Annotated in this window: 15 protein-coding genes; 12 read left to right on the top strand and 3 right to left on the bottom strand. The window is 63.3% G+C overall.

All coding sequences use genetic code 11. The annotated features are described in order from the left end of the window. The first annotated feature begins 199 nt into the window (after window positions 1–199). The 11 genes from ACTJLB_RS04645 (at window position 200) to ACTJLB_RS04695 (ending at window position 12,081) form a co-directional block, all read left to right on the top strand. The gene (locus tag ACTJLB_RS04645; protein WP_027805164.1) at window positions 200–889 is read left to right on the top strand and encodes an ABC transporter permease; all 690 of its coding nucleotides are present in this window, start codon (window positions 200–202) and stop codon (window positions 887–889) included. A 4-nt stretch (window positions 890–893) separates the two neighbouring features. Next, window positions 894–1,607 carry an ABC transporter permease gene (locus tag ACTJLB_RS04650; RefSeq protein ID WP_020071452.1) on the top strand — a complete coding sequence of 238 codons (714 nt, stop codon included), beginning with the start codon at window positions 894–896 and terminating at the stop codon, window positions 1,605–1,607. Window positions 1,608–1,684: 77 nt separating this feature from the next. Next, the gene (locus tag ACTJLB_RS04655; protein WP_131321428.1) at window positions 1,685–2,476 is read left to right on the top strand and encodes an ABC transporter ATP-binding protein; all 792 of its coding nucleotides are present in this window, start codon (window positions 1,685–1,687) and stop codon (window positions 2,474–2,476) included. Window positions 2,477–2,500: 24 nt separating this feature from the next. After that, window positions 2,501–3,550 (top strand): GlxA family transcriptional regulator, encoded by a 1,050-nt coding sequence (locus ACTJLB_RS04660; RefSeq protein WP_440782610.1) that lies wholly within the window; start codon window positions 2,501–2,503, stop codon window positions 3,548–3,550. A 197-nt stretch (window positions 3,551–3,747) separates the two neighbouring features. Continuing rightward, window positions 3,748–4,983 (top strand): aspartate aminotransferase family protein, encoded by a 1,236-nt coding sequence (locus ACTJLB_RS04665; protein ID WP_027777327.1) that lies wholly within the window; start codon window positions 3,748–3,750, stop codon window positions 4,981–4,983. A gap of 73 nt (window positions 4,984–5,056) precedes the next feature. Further along, a complete protein-coding gene (aruF, locus tag ACTJLB_RS04670; protein WP_020071456.1) occupies window positions 5,057–6,115 on the top strand; it encodes an arginine/ornithine succinyltransferase subunit alpha in 1,059 nt (352 codons plus the stop codon). Then, on the top strand, window positions 6,112–7,149 hold the full coding sequence (astA, locus tag ACTJLB_RS04675; RefSeq protein WP_440782611.1) for an arginine N-succinyltransferase: 1,038 nt from the start codon (window positions 6,112–6,114) through the stop codon (window positions 7,147–7,149). Before aruF ends, astA begins: the two co-directional genes overlap by 4 nt. Window positions 7,150–7,151: 2 nt before the next feature. Next, window positions 7,152–8,615, top strand: coding sequence for a succinylglutamate-semialdehyde dehydrogenase (gene astD / locus ACTJLB_RS04680; RefSeq protein ID WP_204521054.1), 1,464 nt, complete (start codon window positions 7,152–7,154; stop codon window positions 8,613–8,615). Window positions 8,616–8,624: 9 nt separating this feature from the next. Further along, window positions 8,625–9,965, top strand: coding sequence for an N-succinylarginine dihydrolase (gene astB / locus ACTJLB_RS04685; RefSeq protein ID WP_020071459.1), 1,341 nt, complete (start codon window positions 8,625–8,627; stop codon window positions 9,963–9,965). Then, entirely contained in the window at window positions 9,949–11,001 is a 1,053-nt protein-coding gene (astE, locus tag ACTJLB_RS04690) for a succinylglutamate desuccinylase (RefSeq protein ID WP_440782612.1), read from the top strand. Before astB ends, astE begins: the two co-directional genes overlap by 17 nt. 279 nt (window positions 11,002–11,280) lie before the next feature. Then, window positions 11,281–12,081 (top strand): ABC transporter substrate-binding protein, encoded by an 801-nt coding sequence (locus ACTJLB_RS04695; RefSeq protein WP_088175212.1) that lies wholly within the window; start codon window positions 11,281–11,283, stop codon window positions 12,079–12,081. Window positions 12,082–12,132: 51 nt separating this feature from the next. Here the strand turns inward: ACTJLB_RS04695 and ACTJLB_RS04700 are convergent, their stop codons facing one another. Continuing rightward, window positions 12,133–12,438 (bottom strand): hypothetical protein, encoded by a 306-nt coding sequence (locus tag ACTJLB_RS04700; protein ID WP_440782613.1) that lies wholly within the window; start codon window positions 12,436–12,438, stop codon window positions 12,133–12,135. Here ACTJLB_RS04700 and ACTJLB_RS04705 point away from each other — a divergent pair. Beyond that, window positions 12,406–13,791, top strand: a complete 1,386-nt coding sequence (locus ACTJLB_RS04705) for an EAL and HDOD domain-containing protein (RefSeq protein WP_440782614.1) — start codon at window positions 12,406–12,408, stop codon at window positions 13,789–13,791. The genes ACTJLB_RS04700 and ACTJLB_RS04705 overlap by 33 nt on opposite strands. A gap of 130 nt (window positions 13,792–13,921) precedes the next feature. Here the strand turns inward: ACTJLB_RS04705 and ACTJLB_RS04710 are convergent, their stop codons facing one another. Both ACTJLB_RS04710 and ACTJLB_RS04715 read right to left on the bottom strand, forming a co-directional pair. After that, window positions 13,922–15,379, bottom strand: a complete 1,458-nt coding sequence (locus ACTJLB_RS04710; RefSeq protein WP_204521050.1) for an HDOD domain-containing protein — start codon at window positions 15,377–15,379, stop codon at window positions 13,922–13,924. Window positions 15,380–15,470: 91 nt separating this feature from the next. Beyond that, complete coding sequence (locus ACTJLB_RS04715) at window positions 15,471–17,285, bottom strand: putative bifunctional diguanylate cyclase/phosphodiesterase (RefSeq protein WP_440782615.1); 1,815 nt, start codon at window positions 17,283–17,285, stop codon at window positions 15,471–15,473. Window positions 17,286–17,557 lie beyond the last annotated feature (272 nt).

The following is a 17,557-nucleotide window of genomic DNA, read 5'->3' on the forward strand; positions in this document are numbered from 1 at the left end:
TGTATCGCCCGACGCGCCCCCGTACCAAGCGCCGTCAGCCATACCGCGCTGTCGTTGCCCGTTTGTTGCGTCGCAGCAAATGTCGCCCCGGCCTTTGAGAATTTAATTTTCGCTTGCGAGACTCCGCGCCATGCAGGATGAGTCGGGACGTTAGCCGGCGACATCCCTAGGGATTCAACGAACCTGGATGGAGACACGCGTGGTGCTATACGGCTTTGGTCCGGTATTACTGGCCGGCACGATCCAGACAGTCGAACTGTCGGTCCTTTCACTCGCGGCCGCTGTGGTGCTCGGCCTCGCGGGCGCGGCGGCGAAACTCTCGTTCAACCGGCCGTTGCGCGCGCTCGCCACCGGCTACACGACATTGATCCGCTCGGTGCCGGACCTCGTGCTGATGTTGCTGCTCTTCTATAGCATCCAGATCGCGGTCAACAATCTGACCGACGCGCTCAATCTGCCGCAGTTCGACATCGACCCGTTCGTCGCGGGCGTGCTGACGCTCGGTTTCATTTACGGCGCGTACTTCACCGAGACCTTTCGCGGCGCCTTTCTCGCGGTGCCGCGCGGGCAGCTGGAAGCGGGCAGCGCTTATGGCATGAGCGGCGTCCGCGTGTTCGCACGCATCCTGTTTCCGCAGATGATGCGTTTCGCGCTGCCGGGCATCGGCAACAACTGGCAGGTGCTCGTGAAAGCGACGGCGCTGGTGTCGATCATCGGTCTCGCCGATGTCGTGAAGGCTGCGCAGGACGCGGGCAAAAGCACGTTCAACATGTTCTTCTTCATTCTGATCGCCGCGCTGATCTATCTGGCGCTGACGACTGTCTCGAACCTCGCGCTGATCTGGCTGGAACGCCGCTATTCGATCGGCGTGCGGCACGCGGAGCTTTAAGACCATGATCGACATTCTCAATCAGTTCTGGCGTGCGTTTCTCTACTGGGACGGTCAGCGCATATCCGGCCTTGCGGTCACGTTGTGGCTGCTGGTGGCATCCGTCGGTATCGGCTTCTGTCTCGCGATTCCGCTGGCGGTGGCCCGCGTGTCCAAGAAGCGCTGGCTTTCCACACCAGTGCGTCTTTACACTTACGTGTTTCGGGGCACGCCGCTGTACGTGCAATTGCTGCTGATCTATACCGGCATGTACAGCCTCGAATTCGTGCGCTCGCATCAACTGCTCGATGCGTTCTTTCGCAGCGGTTTTCACTGCGCGATTCTGGCGTTCGCGTTGAATACCTGCGCATACACCACGGAGATTTTTGCCGGCGCGATCCGCTCGACATCGCACGGTGAAGTGGAAGCGGCCCGCGCCTACGGTATGAGCTGGTTCACGATGTATCGCCGCATTGTGATACCGTCCGCGCTGCGCCGCGCTTTACCGTTGTACAGTAACGAAGTGATCCTGATGCTGCATGCCACGACGGTCGCGTTCACGGCCACCGTGCCGGACATCCTGAAGGTCGCGCGCGACGCGAACTCGGCCACTTATCAATCGTTCGACGCGTTCGGTCTGGCCGCGCTGATTTATCTCGTGGTGTCGTTCGCCCTCGTTGCGTTGTTCCGCCGCGCCGAGCGTCACTGGCTCGGTTACCTGGCGGTGCGCACGCATTGAGCGCGCCTTGTTTGCAGCAGCGGTGCGATCAAAGCGCGCCGTCGACGTTCGATCCGTATCTTCACAGGGAGAGCATCTTGCTCCACACCACGCAAACCGAAGCTTGCAAGCTCGCCGTGCAGGACATCCATAAGCGCTATGGCGACAACGAAGTGCTCAAGGGCGTATCGCTCAATGCGAACAAGGGCGACGTGATCAGCATCATCGGCGCGAGCGGCTCGGGCAAGAGCACCTTCCTGCGCTGCATTAATTTTCTCGAGCGGCCGAACGCCGGGCAGATCGTCGTCGACGGCGAAACGGTCAAGACGAAGGCCGACCGCGCCGGCAATCTGGAAGTGGCCGATCACAAGCAATTGCAGCGCATCCGCACGAAGCTCGCGATGGTGTTTCAGCACTTCAACCTGTGGGCGCACATGAACGTGATCGAGAACATCGTCGAGGCGCCTATTCATGTGCTCGGTTTGCCGCGTCGCGAAGCCGAGGAGCGCGCGCGCGAATATCTCGAGAAAGTGGGCCTCGCGCCGCGTCTGGAAAAACAATATCCTTCGCATCTGTCAGGCGGTCAGCAGCAGCGCGTGGCGATCGCGCGTGCACTTGCAATGAACCCTGACGTCATGCTGTTCGACGAGCCGACTTCCGCGCTCGACCCCGAACTGGTCGGCGAGGTGTTGAAAGTCATGCAGAAGCTCGCCGAAGAAGGGCGCACGATGATCGTCGTCACGCACGAAATGGGTTTTGCGCGCAACGTGTCGAACCATGTGATGTTCCTTCACCAGGGCCGTACGGAAGAAGAAGGTCTGCCCGCCGAGGTGCTGAGTTCGCCGCGCAGCGAGCGGCTCAAGCAGTTCCTCTCCGGCAGCCTCAAGTAACGCTCGCCGTCTTCTACCTGATCGATGGCTCGCACGTCCAGCCCCGCACGCACCATGCAGGTTGCAATCGTGGCATTGCCGCCTGTGTCGATGTCGGGCGTCGGGCCGATTGTCGACGCGCTCAATCTCGCCAATGAAATCGACGGCCGCGCGCTGTACCGCGTGCAGGTGTGCTCGTGGGACGGCCGCGCTGTGCCGCTTGCGGGCGGCGCGCAATGGCCGGCCGACGTGGCCTTCGGCGACGCGGTGGTCTGCGACTGGCTGATCGTGGTCAGCGAACGGTTTCAGCAATTCGCCGACTACCGGCTGTTTCTCGCAAGTTTGTCGCGCGTCGGGCAACGCACGCCGCTTGTCACCGGCATTCATCACGGCGTGTGGTGGCTCGCAATGGCGGGCCAGTTGTCGGGCTATCGCGTCAGCGTGAACTGGGAAACGTATCAGCAGTTCTCCGAGCAGTTCGAGCGCTCCATCATCACCCAGCAGATTTTCGAAATCGACCGCGATCGCGCCACTTGCGCGGGCGGTCAGGCGACCGTCGACTTCATGCTCGCGATGATCGGCCGCGAGCACGGCCCGGAGCTCGCGGATCGCATCGCGGATACGCTTGGCGTCGGCGTGTTGCGCGCGGGCGAAGAGCGTCAGCGCATACCGTTCGTGACGGCGCCCGGCGAGCGTCATCCGCGCCTGAACGATGCGTTGTTGCTGATGGAAGCGAACATTGAAGATCCGCTCACCACCGACGAAATCGCGGGGCTCGTCGGCGTTTCGCGACGCCAGCTTGAGCGCCTGTTTCGCCAGTATCTCGGCTCGATGCCGTCCAAATACTATCTCGGCTTGCGCCTTTCGAAGGCGCGCACGCAATTGCAGCGCACCAGCAAGTCTGTCGTGCAGATCAGTCTCGCTTGCGGGTTTTCGTCGGCGGCGCACTTTTCGAATGCATATCGCGAACGCTTCGGCGTGACGCCGCGCGAGGACCGCCGCAACTGGATCGACAAACAGACCGGCGCAAGCGGCGCCGCAGCCAGCGAGCCGCGCGCGGGTGCGCTGATCGAGCCGCCGGATAGGGGCGACTGAAGGGCAACTGAAGTGCGGCAAGCAGGCGGCAAGCAGGCTACCAGTGTCGGCGTCGGTTGGCGATGCAACGGGTCAGCATGCGTGAGGCCCCGCATGCCGCGCGGAAGCTCATAGAAAGCGTCGCGTATGCGCAAGACGTAACGCGTGCGGTTTCCTACACTATCTGTACTACCTCTCACCTGTAACGAGGATTTGCCATGAACGACCTGACTGTGACACGCAAGACCTTCGACGAAGTCATGGTGCCGGTATTCGCACCCGCCGCCTTCGTGCCGGATCGCGGTCTCGGCTCACGCGTCTGGGATACGCAAGGCCGCGACTATATCGACTTCGCCGGCGGTATCGCCGTCACCGCGCTCGGTCATGCGCATCCCGAACTGCTGAAAGTCCTGCACGAGCAGGGTAGCAAGCTCTGGCACATCGGTAACGGCTACACCAACGAGCCGGTGCTGCGTCTCGCCAGGCGTCTCGAAGAACTGACGTTCGCCGACCGCGCATTCTTCGCGAACTCGGGCGCGGAAGCGAACGAAGCCGCGTTGAAACTCGCGCGCCGCGTCGCATTCGAGCGTCATGGCGCCGACAAGTACGAAATCATCTCGTTCACGCAGTCGTTCCATGGCCGAACGTTCTTCACCGTCAGCGTGGGCGGTCAGCCGAAGTATTCGGAAGGCTTCGGGCCGGTGCCGCAAGGCATCGTTCACCTGCCGTACAACGACATTCAGGCTGCGCAAAAGGCGATCGGCGCGAAGACCTGCGCGGTTATCGTCGAACCGATTCAAGGCGAAGGCGGTGTAATCCCCGCCGATCCGGCGTTCCTCAAAGCGCTGCGCGAAGCCTGCGACCAGCACGGCGCGCTGCTGATTTTTGATGAGGTACAAACAGGTGTGGGTCGCAGCGGCTACTTCTACGCGTATCAGGACACGGGCGTTACGCCCGACATCCTCACCACCGCGAAGGCGCTCGGCAACGGCTTTCCGATCGGCGCGATGCTGACCACGAACGAACTCGCCGCGCACTTCAAGGTCGGCGTGCATGGCACGACTTACGGCGGCAATCCGCTGGGTTCCGCCATCGCGGAAAAAGTGGTGGAACTGGTCAGCGATCCGAAGCTGCTCGAAGGCGTGCGCACCCGCAGTGAAGTGCTGAAGGGCCATCTCGCCAAGCTCAACGAGCGCTTCGGCCTTTTCGACGAGGTGCGCGGCAAGGGCCTGTTGATCGGCGCGCAACTGACCGACGCGTACAAGGGTCGCGCGAAAGACTTCGTCACGGCGGCCGGCCAGCATGGCGTCATCATGCTGATGGCAGGACCGGACGTGCTGCGCTTCGTGCCGTCGCTGATCATGCCGCTCGACGACATGAACGAAGGCTTCGAGCGTCTCGCCAAAGCTATTGCGGACGTGGTCGGCGTGAAGGCCGAAGCTGCGTCCAGGTGAACGGCGGTTCTAGCGGTTCCAACGGTTCCAGCGCTCCGCATTCGCTCACGCGTCACATTGAACAGGAACGATGATGCTCTTCGTACGCCCCGGCCGCCTCGCCGATCTCGATGCGCTCGAACATATGGCGCGCACCGCGCAACCGGTGCTGCATTCGCTACCGCACGACCGGCGCGCGCTCGAAGCACGCGTCGCGTTGTCAGAAGACTCGTTTCGCGCGGAGGTCGATTTCCCGGGGGAGGAGTTCTATCTGTTCGTGCTTGAAGATTCGGAGAGCGGCAAGCTGATGGGCACGGCGAGCATCGTTGCCGCCGCGGGGTACTCCGATCCGTTTTATGCGTTTCGCAACGACGCGCTGATCCATGCATCGCGTGAACTGCACGTGAACCGCAAGATTCACGCGCTCACCATGTCGCACGAGCTGACCGGCAAGAGCCGGCTCGCGGGCTACTACATCGACCCGTCGCTGCGCGGCGACGCCGCCGCGCATCTCATGTCGCGCGCACGAATGATGTATATCGCGGCCAATCGCAAGCGCTTCACGCCCGAGGTGTTCTCGCTGCTGCTAGGCGTCACCGACGAGAACGGCGTGTCGCCGTTCTGGGAAGCGGTAGGGCGCAAGTTTTTCGGCCGCAATTTTGCCGACATCGAAATCGAGTCCGGCGGGCGTAGTCGGACGTTCATCGCCGAAGTCATGCCGACGTACCCGATCTATGTGCCGTTGCTGCCGGAAGCGGCGCAGCGTGTGCTGGGCGAGCCGGATTCGAAGGCTCTGCTCGCGTATGAAATACATCTTGAAGAAGGGTTCGAAACGGATCGCTTCATCGACATCTTCGACGCGGGGCCGGTGCTCACCGCGCAAGTGGACCGAAGTGCCTGCGTGACGCTCAATGAAACGCGGGTGGCGCACGAGGCGGCGGCCGGGGCGAACGGCTCGACATATCTGATCGCCCACAACGGCGCGGACGGTCAATTCCGCTGCGTGCTCGGCGAGTTGCCTACGGCGAGGAACGAAGGCGCGCCGCTTGCCCAGCCGGCGCGTGCGGCGCTCGGCGTGCAGGACGGCGATACGGTGCGCTGCGTGCCGTTGCATCGACCGGAAACGAATGAACAATCGGGAGACGCGCAATGATCGTCGTTCGCGTGGTGCAACGAGGCGATGTCGACGCGTTGATGCGGCTCGCGCAGGAAACCGGTCCGGGGCTCACCACCTTCAAGCCGGATCGCGACGCGCTTGCGGCGCGAGTCGAACGCGCGCGCCGCACGATGGAAGACAAGGCCGAGCCGCATGAAGCGGGCTACTTCTTCGTGATGGAAGACACCGCAACCGGCGACGTGGCCGGCGTGTGCGGAATCGAAACGGCGGTCGGTCTGCAACAGCCGTTCTACAACTATCGCGTGAGCACCGTAGTACACGCGAGCCAGGACCTGGGCATCTGGACGCGCATGCGTGCGCTGAACATCTCGCACGACCTGACCGGTTATGCCGAAGTATGTTCGCTGTTTTTGAGCCCGCGATATCGCACGAGCGGTGTGGGCGGCTTGCTGTCGCGCTCGCGCTTCATGTTTCTCGCGCAGTTTCGTGAGCGTTTTCCGCAGCGCCTATGCGCGGAATTGCGCGGGCATTTCGATGCGGAAGGCACGTCGCCGTTCTGGCGCACGGTCGGCTCGCACTTCTATCAGATCGATTTCAATGCGGCGGACTATCTAAGCTCGCACGGACGCAAAGCGTTCCTTGCCGAACTGATGCCGCGCTATCCGGTGTATGTCGAGTTGTTGCCGCAAGAGGCGCAGGAATGCGTCGGCCTCACGCACAACGACACGATTCCGGCGCGCCGCATGCTCGAAGCGGAAGGGCTGCGCTACGAAAACCATGTCGATATTTTCGATGCCGGTCCGGTGCTCGAATGCCACATCTCCGACTTGCGCACGGTGCGCGAAAGCGTGCTGGTGCCGGTCGAGATTGCCGACGTACCGGAGGGCGCGGCGCAGGACGCACCGCGCTCGATGGTATCGAACACGTCGCTCGGCGATTTTCGCGTAGGCGTGGCGGCGGGCGTGCCGCAAGACGGCGTGTTCCGCATGAATGCGACAGAAGCTGCGGCGCTGGGCGTCAAAGCAGGCGACCCGGTTCGGGTGCTGGCGCTGAAACACAAACAAGGATGATCATGAGCGAGCTTTTCATCGACGGCGAATGGGCCGCCGGCACAGGACCCGCATTCGCGTCGCGCAATCCGGGCACGGGCGCGACGGTGTGGGAAGGCAATAGCGCCTCGGCAGACGACGTGGACCGCGCGGTGCGCAGCGCGCGCCGCGCGTTCGCAGCATGGTCTGCATCGAGCCTCGACGAGCGGTGCGCGGTAGTGCGCCGCTTCGCCGCGCTCGTCACCGAACGCAAAGAGGCGCTCGCCGAAGCGATTGGCCGCGAAACCGGCAAGCCCCTGTGGGAAGCACGCACCGAAGCGGCTTCGATGGCCGCGAAAGTCGAAATTTCGATTCAGTCATACAACGAGCGCACGGGCGAAAAGCGTTCGGCAATGGCGGACGGCACCGCGGTTTTGCGGCATCGTCCGCACGGCGTGGTGGCGGTGTTCGGGCCGTATAACTTCCCCGGCCACTTGCCGAACGGGCATATCGTGCCGGCGCTGATCGCGGGCAACGCCGTTGTCTTCAAACCGTCGGAACTCGCGCCGGGCGTGGCGGCGCTCACCGTGCAGACGTGGCGCGACGCGGGCCTGCCCGCCGGCGTGCTCAATCTCGTGCAGGGTGAGAAGGACACGGGCATTGCGCTCGCGAACCACCGGCAGATCGATGGTCTGTTCTTCACAGGTAGTTCGGATACCGGAACATTGTTGCACAAGCAGTTCGGCGGACGTCCGGAGATCGTGCTGGCGCTGGAAATGGGCGGCAACAATCCGCTCGTGATCGGGCCGGTGGCGGACCTCGATGCCGCCGTGCATCACACCATCCAGTCGGCGTTTTTGTCAGCGGGACAGCGTTGCACCTGCGCGCGCCGTATCTTTGTGCCGAACGACGCGTTCGGCGAGCGCTTCCTGGCGCGCCTCGTCGAAGTGACGTCGCGCATCAGCGTGGGCGAATACAACGCCGAACCGCAGCCTTTCATGGGCGCGGTGATTTCGGCGCGCGCGGCTTCGCGGCTCGTCGCCGCGCAGGAGCGTTTGCTTGCCGACGGCGCGCACGCGTTGTTGAAGATGGAGCAACGCGATCCGAAACTCGGTTTCGTCACGCCGGCCATTCTCGACGTGAGCGCTGTGAAGAATCTGCCCGACGAGGAGCATTTCGGACCGCTCGCGCAGATCATCCGTTACGACAGCTTTGACGAAGCGCTCGACAAAGCCAACGACACCGAGTTTGGCCTGTCCGCGGGACTGCTCGCCGACGACGAATCGCTATGGACGCACTTCCAGCGCACCATCCGCGCGGGCATCGTCAACTGGAACCGGCCGACGAATGGGGCTTCGTCGGGTGCGCCGTTCGGCGGGCCGGGCCGTTCGGGCAATCACCGGCCAAGCGCCTATTACGCGGCCGACTACTGCGCGTACCCGATGGCTTCCGTCGAAAGCGCGCAACTGCAAATGCCCGCGAGCGTCTCGCCGGGCCTCCAATTCTAAGGATCGACGATGCAAGCCACTGAAGCCAATTTCGACGGTCTGGTCGGCCCGACGCACAACTACGCGGGGCTGTCGTTCGGCAACGTCGCGTCGCAGAACAACGAAAAGTCGGTTGCGAATCCGAAGGCGGCCGCGAAGCAGGGCCTGCGCAAGATGAAGCAGTTGGCCGATCTCGGCTTTCATCAGGGCGTGTTGCCGCCGCAGGAACGCCCGTCGATGCGTCTGTTGCGCGAGCTGGGATTTTCCGGCGACGACGCGACGGTGATCGCGCGCGTGGCGAAAAACGCGCCTGAGTTGCTGGCCGCCGCAAGTTCGGCGTCGGCGATGTGGACCGCGAATGCCGCGACGGTGAGTCCGTCCGCCGATACGCACGACGGCCGCGTGCATTTCACGCCGGCCAATCTCTGCAGCAAGCTGCATCGCGCGATCGAGCACGAATCGACGCGCCGCACGTTGCGCGCCATTTTCAGCGACGCCGATCGCTTCGCGGTGCACGAAGCGCTGCCCGGCACGCCTGCGCTCGGCGACGAAGGCGCGGCGAATCACACGCGCTTCTGTTCCGAATATGGCACCCGTGGTGTCGAATTCTTCGTGTATGGCCGCAGCGAGTATCGTCGTGGGCCGGAGCCGAAGCGCTTTCCCGCGCGCCAAACGTTCGAGGCGAGCCGCGCGGTTGCGCACCGTCACGGCTTGCTGGACGAGGCCACGGTGTACGCACAGCAGAACCCGGAGGTGATCGACGCGGGCGTGTTTCATAACGACGTGATCGCGGTCGGCAATCGCAATACGTTGTTCTGTCATGAGCTTGCGTTCGTCGAGCAGAACGCGGTGTATGACGAATTGCGCGCGAAGCTCGCCGGTCTGAAGGCTCAGTTCAATGTGATCGAAGTGCCCGACGCGCAAGTGAGCGTGGCAGACGCGGTCTCGTCGTATCTGTTCAACAGCCAGTTGCTGACGCGGCCCGACGGCAAGCAGGTTCTGGTGGTGCCGCAGGAGTGCCGCGAGAACCCGCGCGTGGCTGCTTACCTGGACGATCTGACATCGCATACGGGTCCTATCGACGACGTGCTCGTGTTCGACCTGCGCGAAAGCATGAAGAACGGTGGCGGTCCTGCCTGCCTGCGCCTGCGTGTCGTGCTGAGCGACGCAGAGCGCGCGGCGGTCACACAAGGCGTGTGGATCGACGACACGTTGTTCGGCCGGCTCGATTCGTGGATCGAAAAGCATTATCGCGACCGTCTCGCCCCGGCTGATCTGACCGATCCGCAACTGCTCGTCGAATCGCGCAGCGCACTCGACGAACTGACGCAGATTCTCGGACTCGGGTCGCTCTATGACTTCCAGCGCTGAGCGCCACGCGCAGCACACGATGCTGGACGATTTCCTCGCGTACACGCTCGCGGGCACGCGGCCTTCCACGAACGAAACACACGGCACGTGTGGCGGCGGCGTGCGCTGGTCGTGGCTCGACGACGGCGTTCTGTTGATGGAGCCTGCGGCAATTGCGGCGGACACGCGCAGCGTGCTGGCGTCGGCGGGCGTGCATGGCGACGAGACCGCGCCAATCGAACTGCTGTCTCACCTCGTGCGCGACATAGCGCGCGGCGAGGCTGCGCTGACGTGCCGGTTGCTGGTGATTCTCGGCAATGTCGATGCAATGCGCGACGCATGCCGTTATCGCGACGATGATCTCAACCGCCTCTTCAGCGGCCGGCATCTGCAGTTGCCGCACAGCTACGAAGCGCCGCGCGCGGCCGCGCTCGAACAGGCGGCCACGCAGTTCTTCGCCACCGCATCGCGGCAGCCTGGAGCACGGTGGCACATCGACATGCACACGGCAATCCGCGCGTCCGCGTTCGAGCGCTTCGCGTTGCTGCCGCATACCGGCAGGCCGTTTTCGCGCGCGATGTTCGAGTGGCTTGCAGAGGCGCGCATCAGCGCCGTGCTTTTGCACACCACGAAGGGCAATACGTATTCGCATTTCACCGCGCAAGCGTGCGAAGCCGAAGCATGCACACTCGAACTGGGCAAAGTGCGCCCGTTCGGCCAGAACGACCTGACGCGCTTTGCCGGCGCGGACGAGGCCTTGCGTCATCTGCTCGCGGGTACGAGTGGCCGCGAGCAGGCGGAACTGCCTCGCGCCTTCACGGTGATCGATCAGATCACAAAGCCGAGCGAAGCGTTCGAATTGCTGGTCGCTCCCGATGTCCCCAACTTCACGCCGTTCGGCAAGGGCACGTTGCTCGCGCGTGATGGCGACTATCGGTACGTCGTGCAACACGACGAGGAGCGGCTCGTGTTTCCGAACGCGACGGTCAAGCCCGGCTTGCGTGCCGGGTTGATGGTGATAGAGACCACGCACGACACGTTGGCCAAGCTCGTCTAACGGCGCGATCCGCATGAACGGCGGCTGCATCGGTGCAGATGTTTTTGCGTGCACGCGACATCAAGTTGCAGGTTTGAATGTGCGCCTGACTCTGCGTTCCGCCCGGAGTCTTGGCTCAGTTGTCCGCGGGCGCGGCGAGCGCGCCTGTACAATCCCCGCCTCGCGGCTGCTGCGCTGCACCACATCGGCCGCACGAGTTTGAATCGCAATTTTGGCGCGGCAATCATGCCTGTCCGGATTCGGCTCCGTCTTGTTCAATACCGTAGAGGAACACCCGCAATGAAGATGAATTGGCGAAACACGGCCGCGCTCGCACTGTTTGCGACCGCAACGGCGACAGTAACGGCAGGCTCCGCAGTGGCGGCGGACATCAAGGAAGTGCGCTTCGGTGTAGAGGCGTCGTATGCGCCGTTCGAATCGAAGTCGCCGTCGGGCGAGTTACAGGGTTTCGACATCGACGTGGGCAATGCTGTCTGCGCGAAGCTGAAGGCCAAATGCGTGTGGGTCGAGAATTCGTTCGACGGTCTGATCCCCGCGTTGCAGGCGCGCAAATTCAACGCGATCAACTCGGACATGACGATCACGGACCAGCGCCGTCAGGCAGTGGATTTCACGGACCCGATCTACACGATCCCGAATCAAATGATCGCGAAGAAGGGCAGTGGCCTGCTGCCGACGCCTGCATCGTTGAAGGGTAAGCATGTCGGCGTGCTCCAGGGCACGATCCAGGAAACCTACGCGAAGGCGCGCTGGGCGCCGGCGGGTGTCGACGTCGTGCCGTATCAGACGCAAGACCAGATTTATGCGGATCTTGCGTCCGGTCGGCTCGACGCATCGTTCCAGGACGCTGAGGCGGCGTCGAAGGGCTTCCTGAAGAAACCGCAAGGCGCGGGCTTCGAATTCGCCGGTCCCGCTGTCAGCGACGAGAAGCTGCTCGGCGCGGGCGTCGGCTTCGGCATCCGCAAGGGCGATGCAGCGCTGAAGGACGCCTTGAACCAGGCGCTGAAGGAACTGAAGGCAGACGGCACGATCGACCGTTTTGCAGCGAAGTACTTCGACGTGAAAGTAGTGCTCAAGTAACGCGTCGCCGCGCAACACCTGAGAGGAACGGCCGCGAGTTGCGGCCGTTTTTTATTTCGGGTTAGAAAACCAGTTCTTCGCTTCTACGAAATTTTTGCGGATATTGTTTTTCTCGACATGCCCGTGCAAGACTGCCTGCGCTAGAATCGCCAGGCGTGCTGCCGTCGCAAACGATAAATCAGTCGCAATCTGTACGGTGGCGACGCAGGACAGCGACAAGACGGGCATAAAGCGGCAGCAACAATAAGCAGCAACATAAGCAGCAGCAATAAGACAGCCAAAAACAGCAACGAGCGCCGGGGCGGCGCGTCGCGGGGGACCAGAATGAGCACCATCGCAGTCGAAAATCCGGGCCATGCGGGCGCCACGGACGATGAGCAGTTGAACGCCAGCTTCGCACGGCAACCCATCCTCAATAGGGACGGCATGCTGTGCGGTTACGAGCTCAAGATACGCGCGCCGGAATTGCCGCCGGAACCGCTGCCCGACCTCGATCACGACCTCGACGCCGACGCTGAAAGCAACCCGGACAACGCAGGCGCCAGGGCAGGCCGCGCGCCCACGCCGGCGCAACGCGTCGCGCGAGCGATCATCCGCGGCCTCACGCAAAGCAACGTGCGCGGCGCACTGACCGGGCATCCGGCGTACATCGACATGAGCCGGGACATGCTGTTCGACGACGCGATCGAGCGGTTGCCCGCCGAGCGCTTCCTGTTCGAGCTGCCGCCCAATATGGAAGTCGACGACGAACTGATTGCGCGCATCGTGCTCCTGCATGGCCGTCGCTACCGTTTCGTGCTCGACGAAGTGACGCAGCCCAACGAAACCTTCGCGAAACTGCTGCCCTATGCGGAAGCCATCAAGATCGATATCACGCGCGCACCCGCCGCGCTGTTGCCGAAGCTGACGAGCGTGCTCAAGTCGGCGGGCAAGTTGCTGATCGCATCGGGGCTCGACGCGCAAGCCGACTTCGAAACGGCGCACGGCCTCGGCTTCGACCGCTTCCAGGGGTATTTCTTCGCACGCCCGCAAACTGCACTGACCCGGCGCGTTAGTGCGCCACGCCACGCGCTGCTGAATCTGCTGCAACTGCTCGCGGGCGACCCGACGGTCGCGCAACTCGAAGCGGAGCTCAAGCTCAATCCCGTGCTGGTGATGCATCTGATGAAGCTCGCGAATTCCAGCGGACTCGCAGTCGGTCATAAGGTGACCACGCTGCGCGAGGCGATCAACGCAACCGGCACCGACCGGATCGCGCGCTGGACGCAGTTGTTGCTCTATGCCGACGGCCGCAAGGTCGCGCTCGAAGACGATCCCCTGCTGCAACTTGCGGCGACCCGCGCGCGTTTCATGGAACTGGCGATCGAACGCTTGCCGGAAGCCGGCCGAGACGAAGCCGACGCGGCGTTTCTGACGGGTGTGTTTTCATTCGTCGACGCGGTGTTCGGCGGCTCGCTCGAAAGCACGTTGAATGTGCTCACGCTGTCGCGTCCGATCCAGGCGGCGATTCTGCAACGCGAGGGCGCGCTCGGTTTGTTGCTCGACACTGTCGAGGCGCTGGAAAACGGCTCGTGGGACGAGCTTGCCGCACTCTGCACACATCTTGCGCCGTTAACGGTGGAAGAGGTCGCTCAAATGGGACTCGCCGCCGGCGCATGGGCAGGTGTTGCGGACCGCAGCGCGGAAGGTCTGGAAAGAATCGAGGATTGAGGCTCAAAGATTCGAGCGATGCCGGCATGCAGCGCAAACCGGCATCGCGAATCTGACTTGCAAAATCAGGCGTCGGGCAAATGCAGAAGCAGGAGACTCACGTACCGTGATCAACGATCACGCCACGTCTTTACATCGTCTCCATTTCCCGCATCTGCCCCAGGCCGAAAAAACGGCCTAACTCCTTGGCCAGTTCATTCAGCACGCTCATCTCTTTCTGCGAGATGCGCCGTGGCTCCTGAGTATGAGACCAGTCGCCGTAAAGTAGCGCGACCGTCTGGTCGGTCTCGTCCACCACCGGTAACAGCACGAAGGCGCGGGCGTCGTCGAAAGAGCGGCGGAACCATTCCGGCAGACGCGCGACCATTTTCGGATCGCGCGCATTTTCGATGAAGATGCCCACCGAATTCGCTATGGCGAGGTGGAACACGTCGGGCTCGAAGGCTGAACCGAACGTGAGCTTGGGCAGCGCCGCATCGATTTTCGGGCCGAGACCCAGGCGCGCGCGGAAGGTGCCGTTGCTGTGCTTGACGAACACCACCGTGCGCGCAAAGCCAAGCGCCGCGAGCACCGTTTCCGAAGCCATGCCGAGGGCCGGCGCGAGCGAACTGGTGTCGGGGAGGGCGCGCAGATCTTCGACACCTGCTGCAATGCGCGCTTCCGGATTCAGCGCCTCGCGCGCCATCGCGTCAGCGTTCGCGCGCAGTTCGACGATTTCGCGCATCACGCCGTCGCCGCCTTCCTCGCGGGCCAGCGCGACGCTCATTTCGAGCAGCACTTCGGGATCGGTGTTGAGCGCGTGGCTGTATTCCTGGGCGAGTTCGGCGATGCGTTCCTCGCGCTCGAAGTCGGGCACGTTCTGCTGCGTGAGGACGTCGGCGACCGCCGTCGAATAATTGGTGATCGCGCGCAGCCACTGCACCTGGCGCGGCTGTTCCGTGTCCTGCGGATCGAATTCGCCCATGCCCGAGCGGATCATGTCGGGCAGGCGCCAGCGCACTGCGGCTTCGGCGCCGATTTCGTCGAACGTCACGCCAAGCACCAGCACACAAGCGTCCGCTTCCTGCGTGCCGCTGTCGATGTGGCGGCGAATCTGATCCCATTCCGCGTCGAGATAGAAGACCACCAGCAGCTTGCCGATTTGCCGCATCAGCGTGCAGACCACGGCTTCCTCGCCGGCACGCAGATCGCCGCGCTCGGTCAGCTTGCGCGCGACGCAGCCCGAGAGCAGCGTGCGGTTCAGTTCGAGCTTCGCGTCGATGCGGCGCGGCGCACTGTGATGAAAGTGATCGACGATCTTCAGACCGACCACGAGATGGCCGACCGCGTCCATGCCGAGCACCATCAGCGCGCGCGACACGGTGGTGATATTGCCGCCGAAGGCTATATACATGGCCGAGTTCGCGAGCCGCAACACCTTTTGCGTGAGCGCGAAGTCCGAGAGCACGACCTGCACGAGGCCGGTGAAGTCGAGGTCGTCGTTGTTCATCGCCGCCATGGTGGTGCGCAACGACTGCGACAGCATGGGGAAATCGCCGCGCTCGCTCATTCGCGTCCACAGCCGGTCGAGCACAGCCGCCTTTACCATGTGAGTCCCGCAAAAGCCATACATGTTCCAATGAATGCCACGCCGGCCTGAAGCCGGCTTGTGCCGCTGCGTAAGCGCTTGACCCGCACTGCTAGGCGCTGTGCAGGTGAAGCGAGCGCGCTTCGAAACGCTGCGCCAGTTCGTCGGAAGGCAACGCCTGGCAGACGAGCCAGCCCTGTATGTGGTCGCATCCCATTTCGGTCAGCAGGGCGCGCTGCGCTTCGGTTTCGACGCCCTCCGCGACCAGTTCCAGGTCGAGTGTCTGGGCGAGGCCGACCACCGCGCTGACAATCGCCTGGTCGTTTCGGGAGGTTAGCAGATTCTCGACAAAACTCCTGTCGATCTTGAGCTTTGCAAGGGGAAACCGTTGCAGGTAAGCCAGGCTTGAGTAGCCGGTGCCGAAATCGTCGACGGCAAAGCGGATACCCATGGCGGTCAAATCCTCCAGCAACACCTTTGCATGTGCGGGGTCGTGCATCAGCAGACTTTCGGTAATTTCGAACACGAGGCGCCGCGGGTCGATGCCGGTCAGATTGATCGCTTCGCGCACGGCGTCCTTGAAACGCGGATCGCGGAACTGCTGTGGCGACACGTTCACGGCGACGTATTGTAGCGAAATGCCCTTGGCGTCCCACTGGATCAACTGCATGCACGCGATTTTCAGCACCCAGTTGCCGAGGAAGTTGATCAGGCCGATCGACTCCGCGAGGGGGATGAACATAGACGGCGGCACGAGACCGTGCACCGGATGCAGCCAGCGGATCAGCGCCTCGACCCCGACCACGCCGTGCGTGCGGCTGCTCGTGATCGGCTGGAAATGCAGCGAGAACTCGCCGTTGCGCACGCCGTCGTAGAGGTCCGCTTCGAGCTTCAGGCGCTCCGCGTCGGCGGGATTGTCGTCGGGCACGTAGAAGGCGAGCGTATTGCCGCCGGCCGCCTTGGCCTGCAACAACGCGTGGTCGGCCCAGCGCAGCAGATGCGTGTCGTGCGCGGCGGTGTCGTTGGCGTGGCGCACATCGGGATACAGCGCGATGCCGATGCTCGCCGAAAGATGCACCTGCTGGCCGCTGAATACATAAGGTTGCTGGATCGCGGTCAAGAGGCGCCGGGCCAGCGTTTCGGCGGCAGCGGCCGCGTCGGTGCGGTTCGCAGCGGGCTTCACGAGGATCGCGAACTCGTCGCTTGCCACGCGCGCCACGGTTTCGCTCGGACTCGTCATGTTCATCAGACGCCGCGCAGTGTCGCGCAGCATCTCGTCGCCGGCATCGTAGCCGAGCGCGCGGTTCACGCGCTGATAATCGTCGATGTCGAGCAGCAGCAGCGCGGTCGGCGTGCCGTGCGCGTCGGCTTGCCGTTGCGCCTCGAGCACCGCGGGAATCAGCGCGGACTGATTTGCGAGGTTGGTCAGGCGGTCCAGATGCAGTGCCTGGATGAGGCGCTCCTCGCTCGCACGCCAGGCGGACACGTCGAAGCCGGCAATCGCATAGCCGCCGATGCCGTTGTGGCTGCTGCGCACCACACGCAATTCCACGGTGATTGGGTAGGTGAGCGACTTGATGAGCCCGAGCGTGGCTTTCTCCACGTTGCCGGAAGCCGCCGCACGGGCAAGCAGCGCGTCGAGGCGCGGCACATCGGCCTGGGCCACCAGTTCATGCAGCGTGATCGTCTCGAGATATTCGCGGTGATAGCCGATAAAGCGCAGGCTCGCGTCGGACACATAGATAAAGCGCAGTTCGCTGTCCACGTGCGCGAGCAGATCGACGGCGCCCACCACCTGTTCAAGTTGCGGCGGCGGAGGCGGGGCTGCTTGCGGCGTGTCGTCCACGCGACGGCCAAGCGCAAGAAGCCGGTCGACGACCGTGCGCAAGGAGCCCCGGCGGGGCGCGGTGATCCTGTTCGCTTCCATGTTTGTCGCTGGCAACCTGTGTTCGTCTGCAGGCGGAGCGGCTTGCTTTTCGCCTGGTGAAGGCGGTCAAAAGGTATCAGGCCGCCCCATCAGAACAAGATAACGGCCCGTGCCCTGAAATCTTTAGCCGGCGATCGGGAAAAACTTTTCGTAAGGCACGGCGGGCCGCCATGGCCGGGCGTTCCGGCGATTGGGTTAAAGTGCGGCGACCCGGCGTCCGTTAATACGGCAAACCCCTTGTGCGGTGGCGGTGCGCCGCTGCCGCGCCACAC

Origin of the sequence: Paraburkholderia sp. 22098, assembly GCF_052045935.1 — a bacterium.
Lineage (GTDB): Bacteria > Pseudomonadota > Gammaproteobacteria > Burkholderiales > Burkholderiaceae > Paraburkholderia > Paraburkholderia caledonica.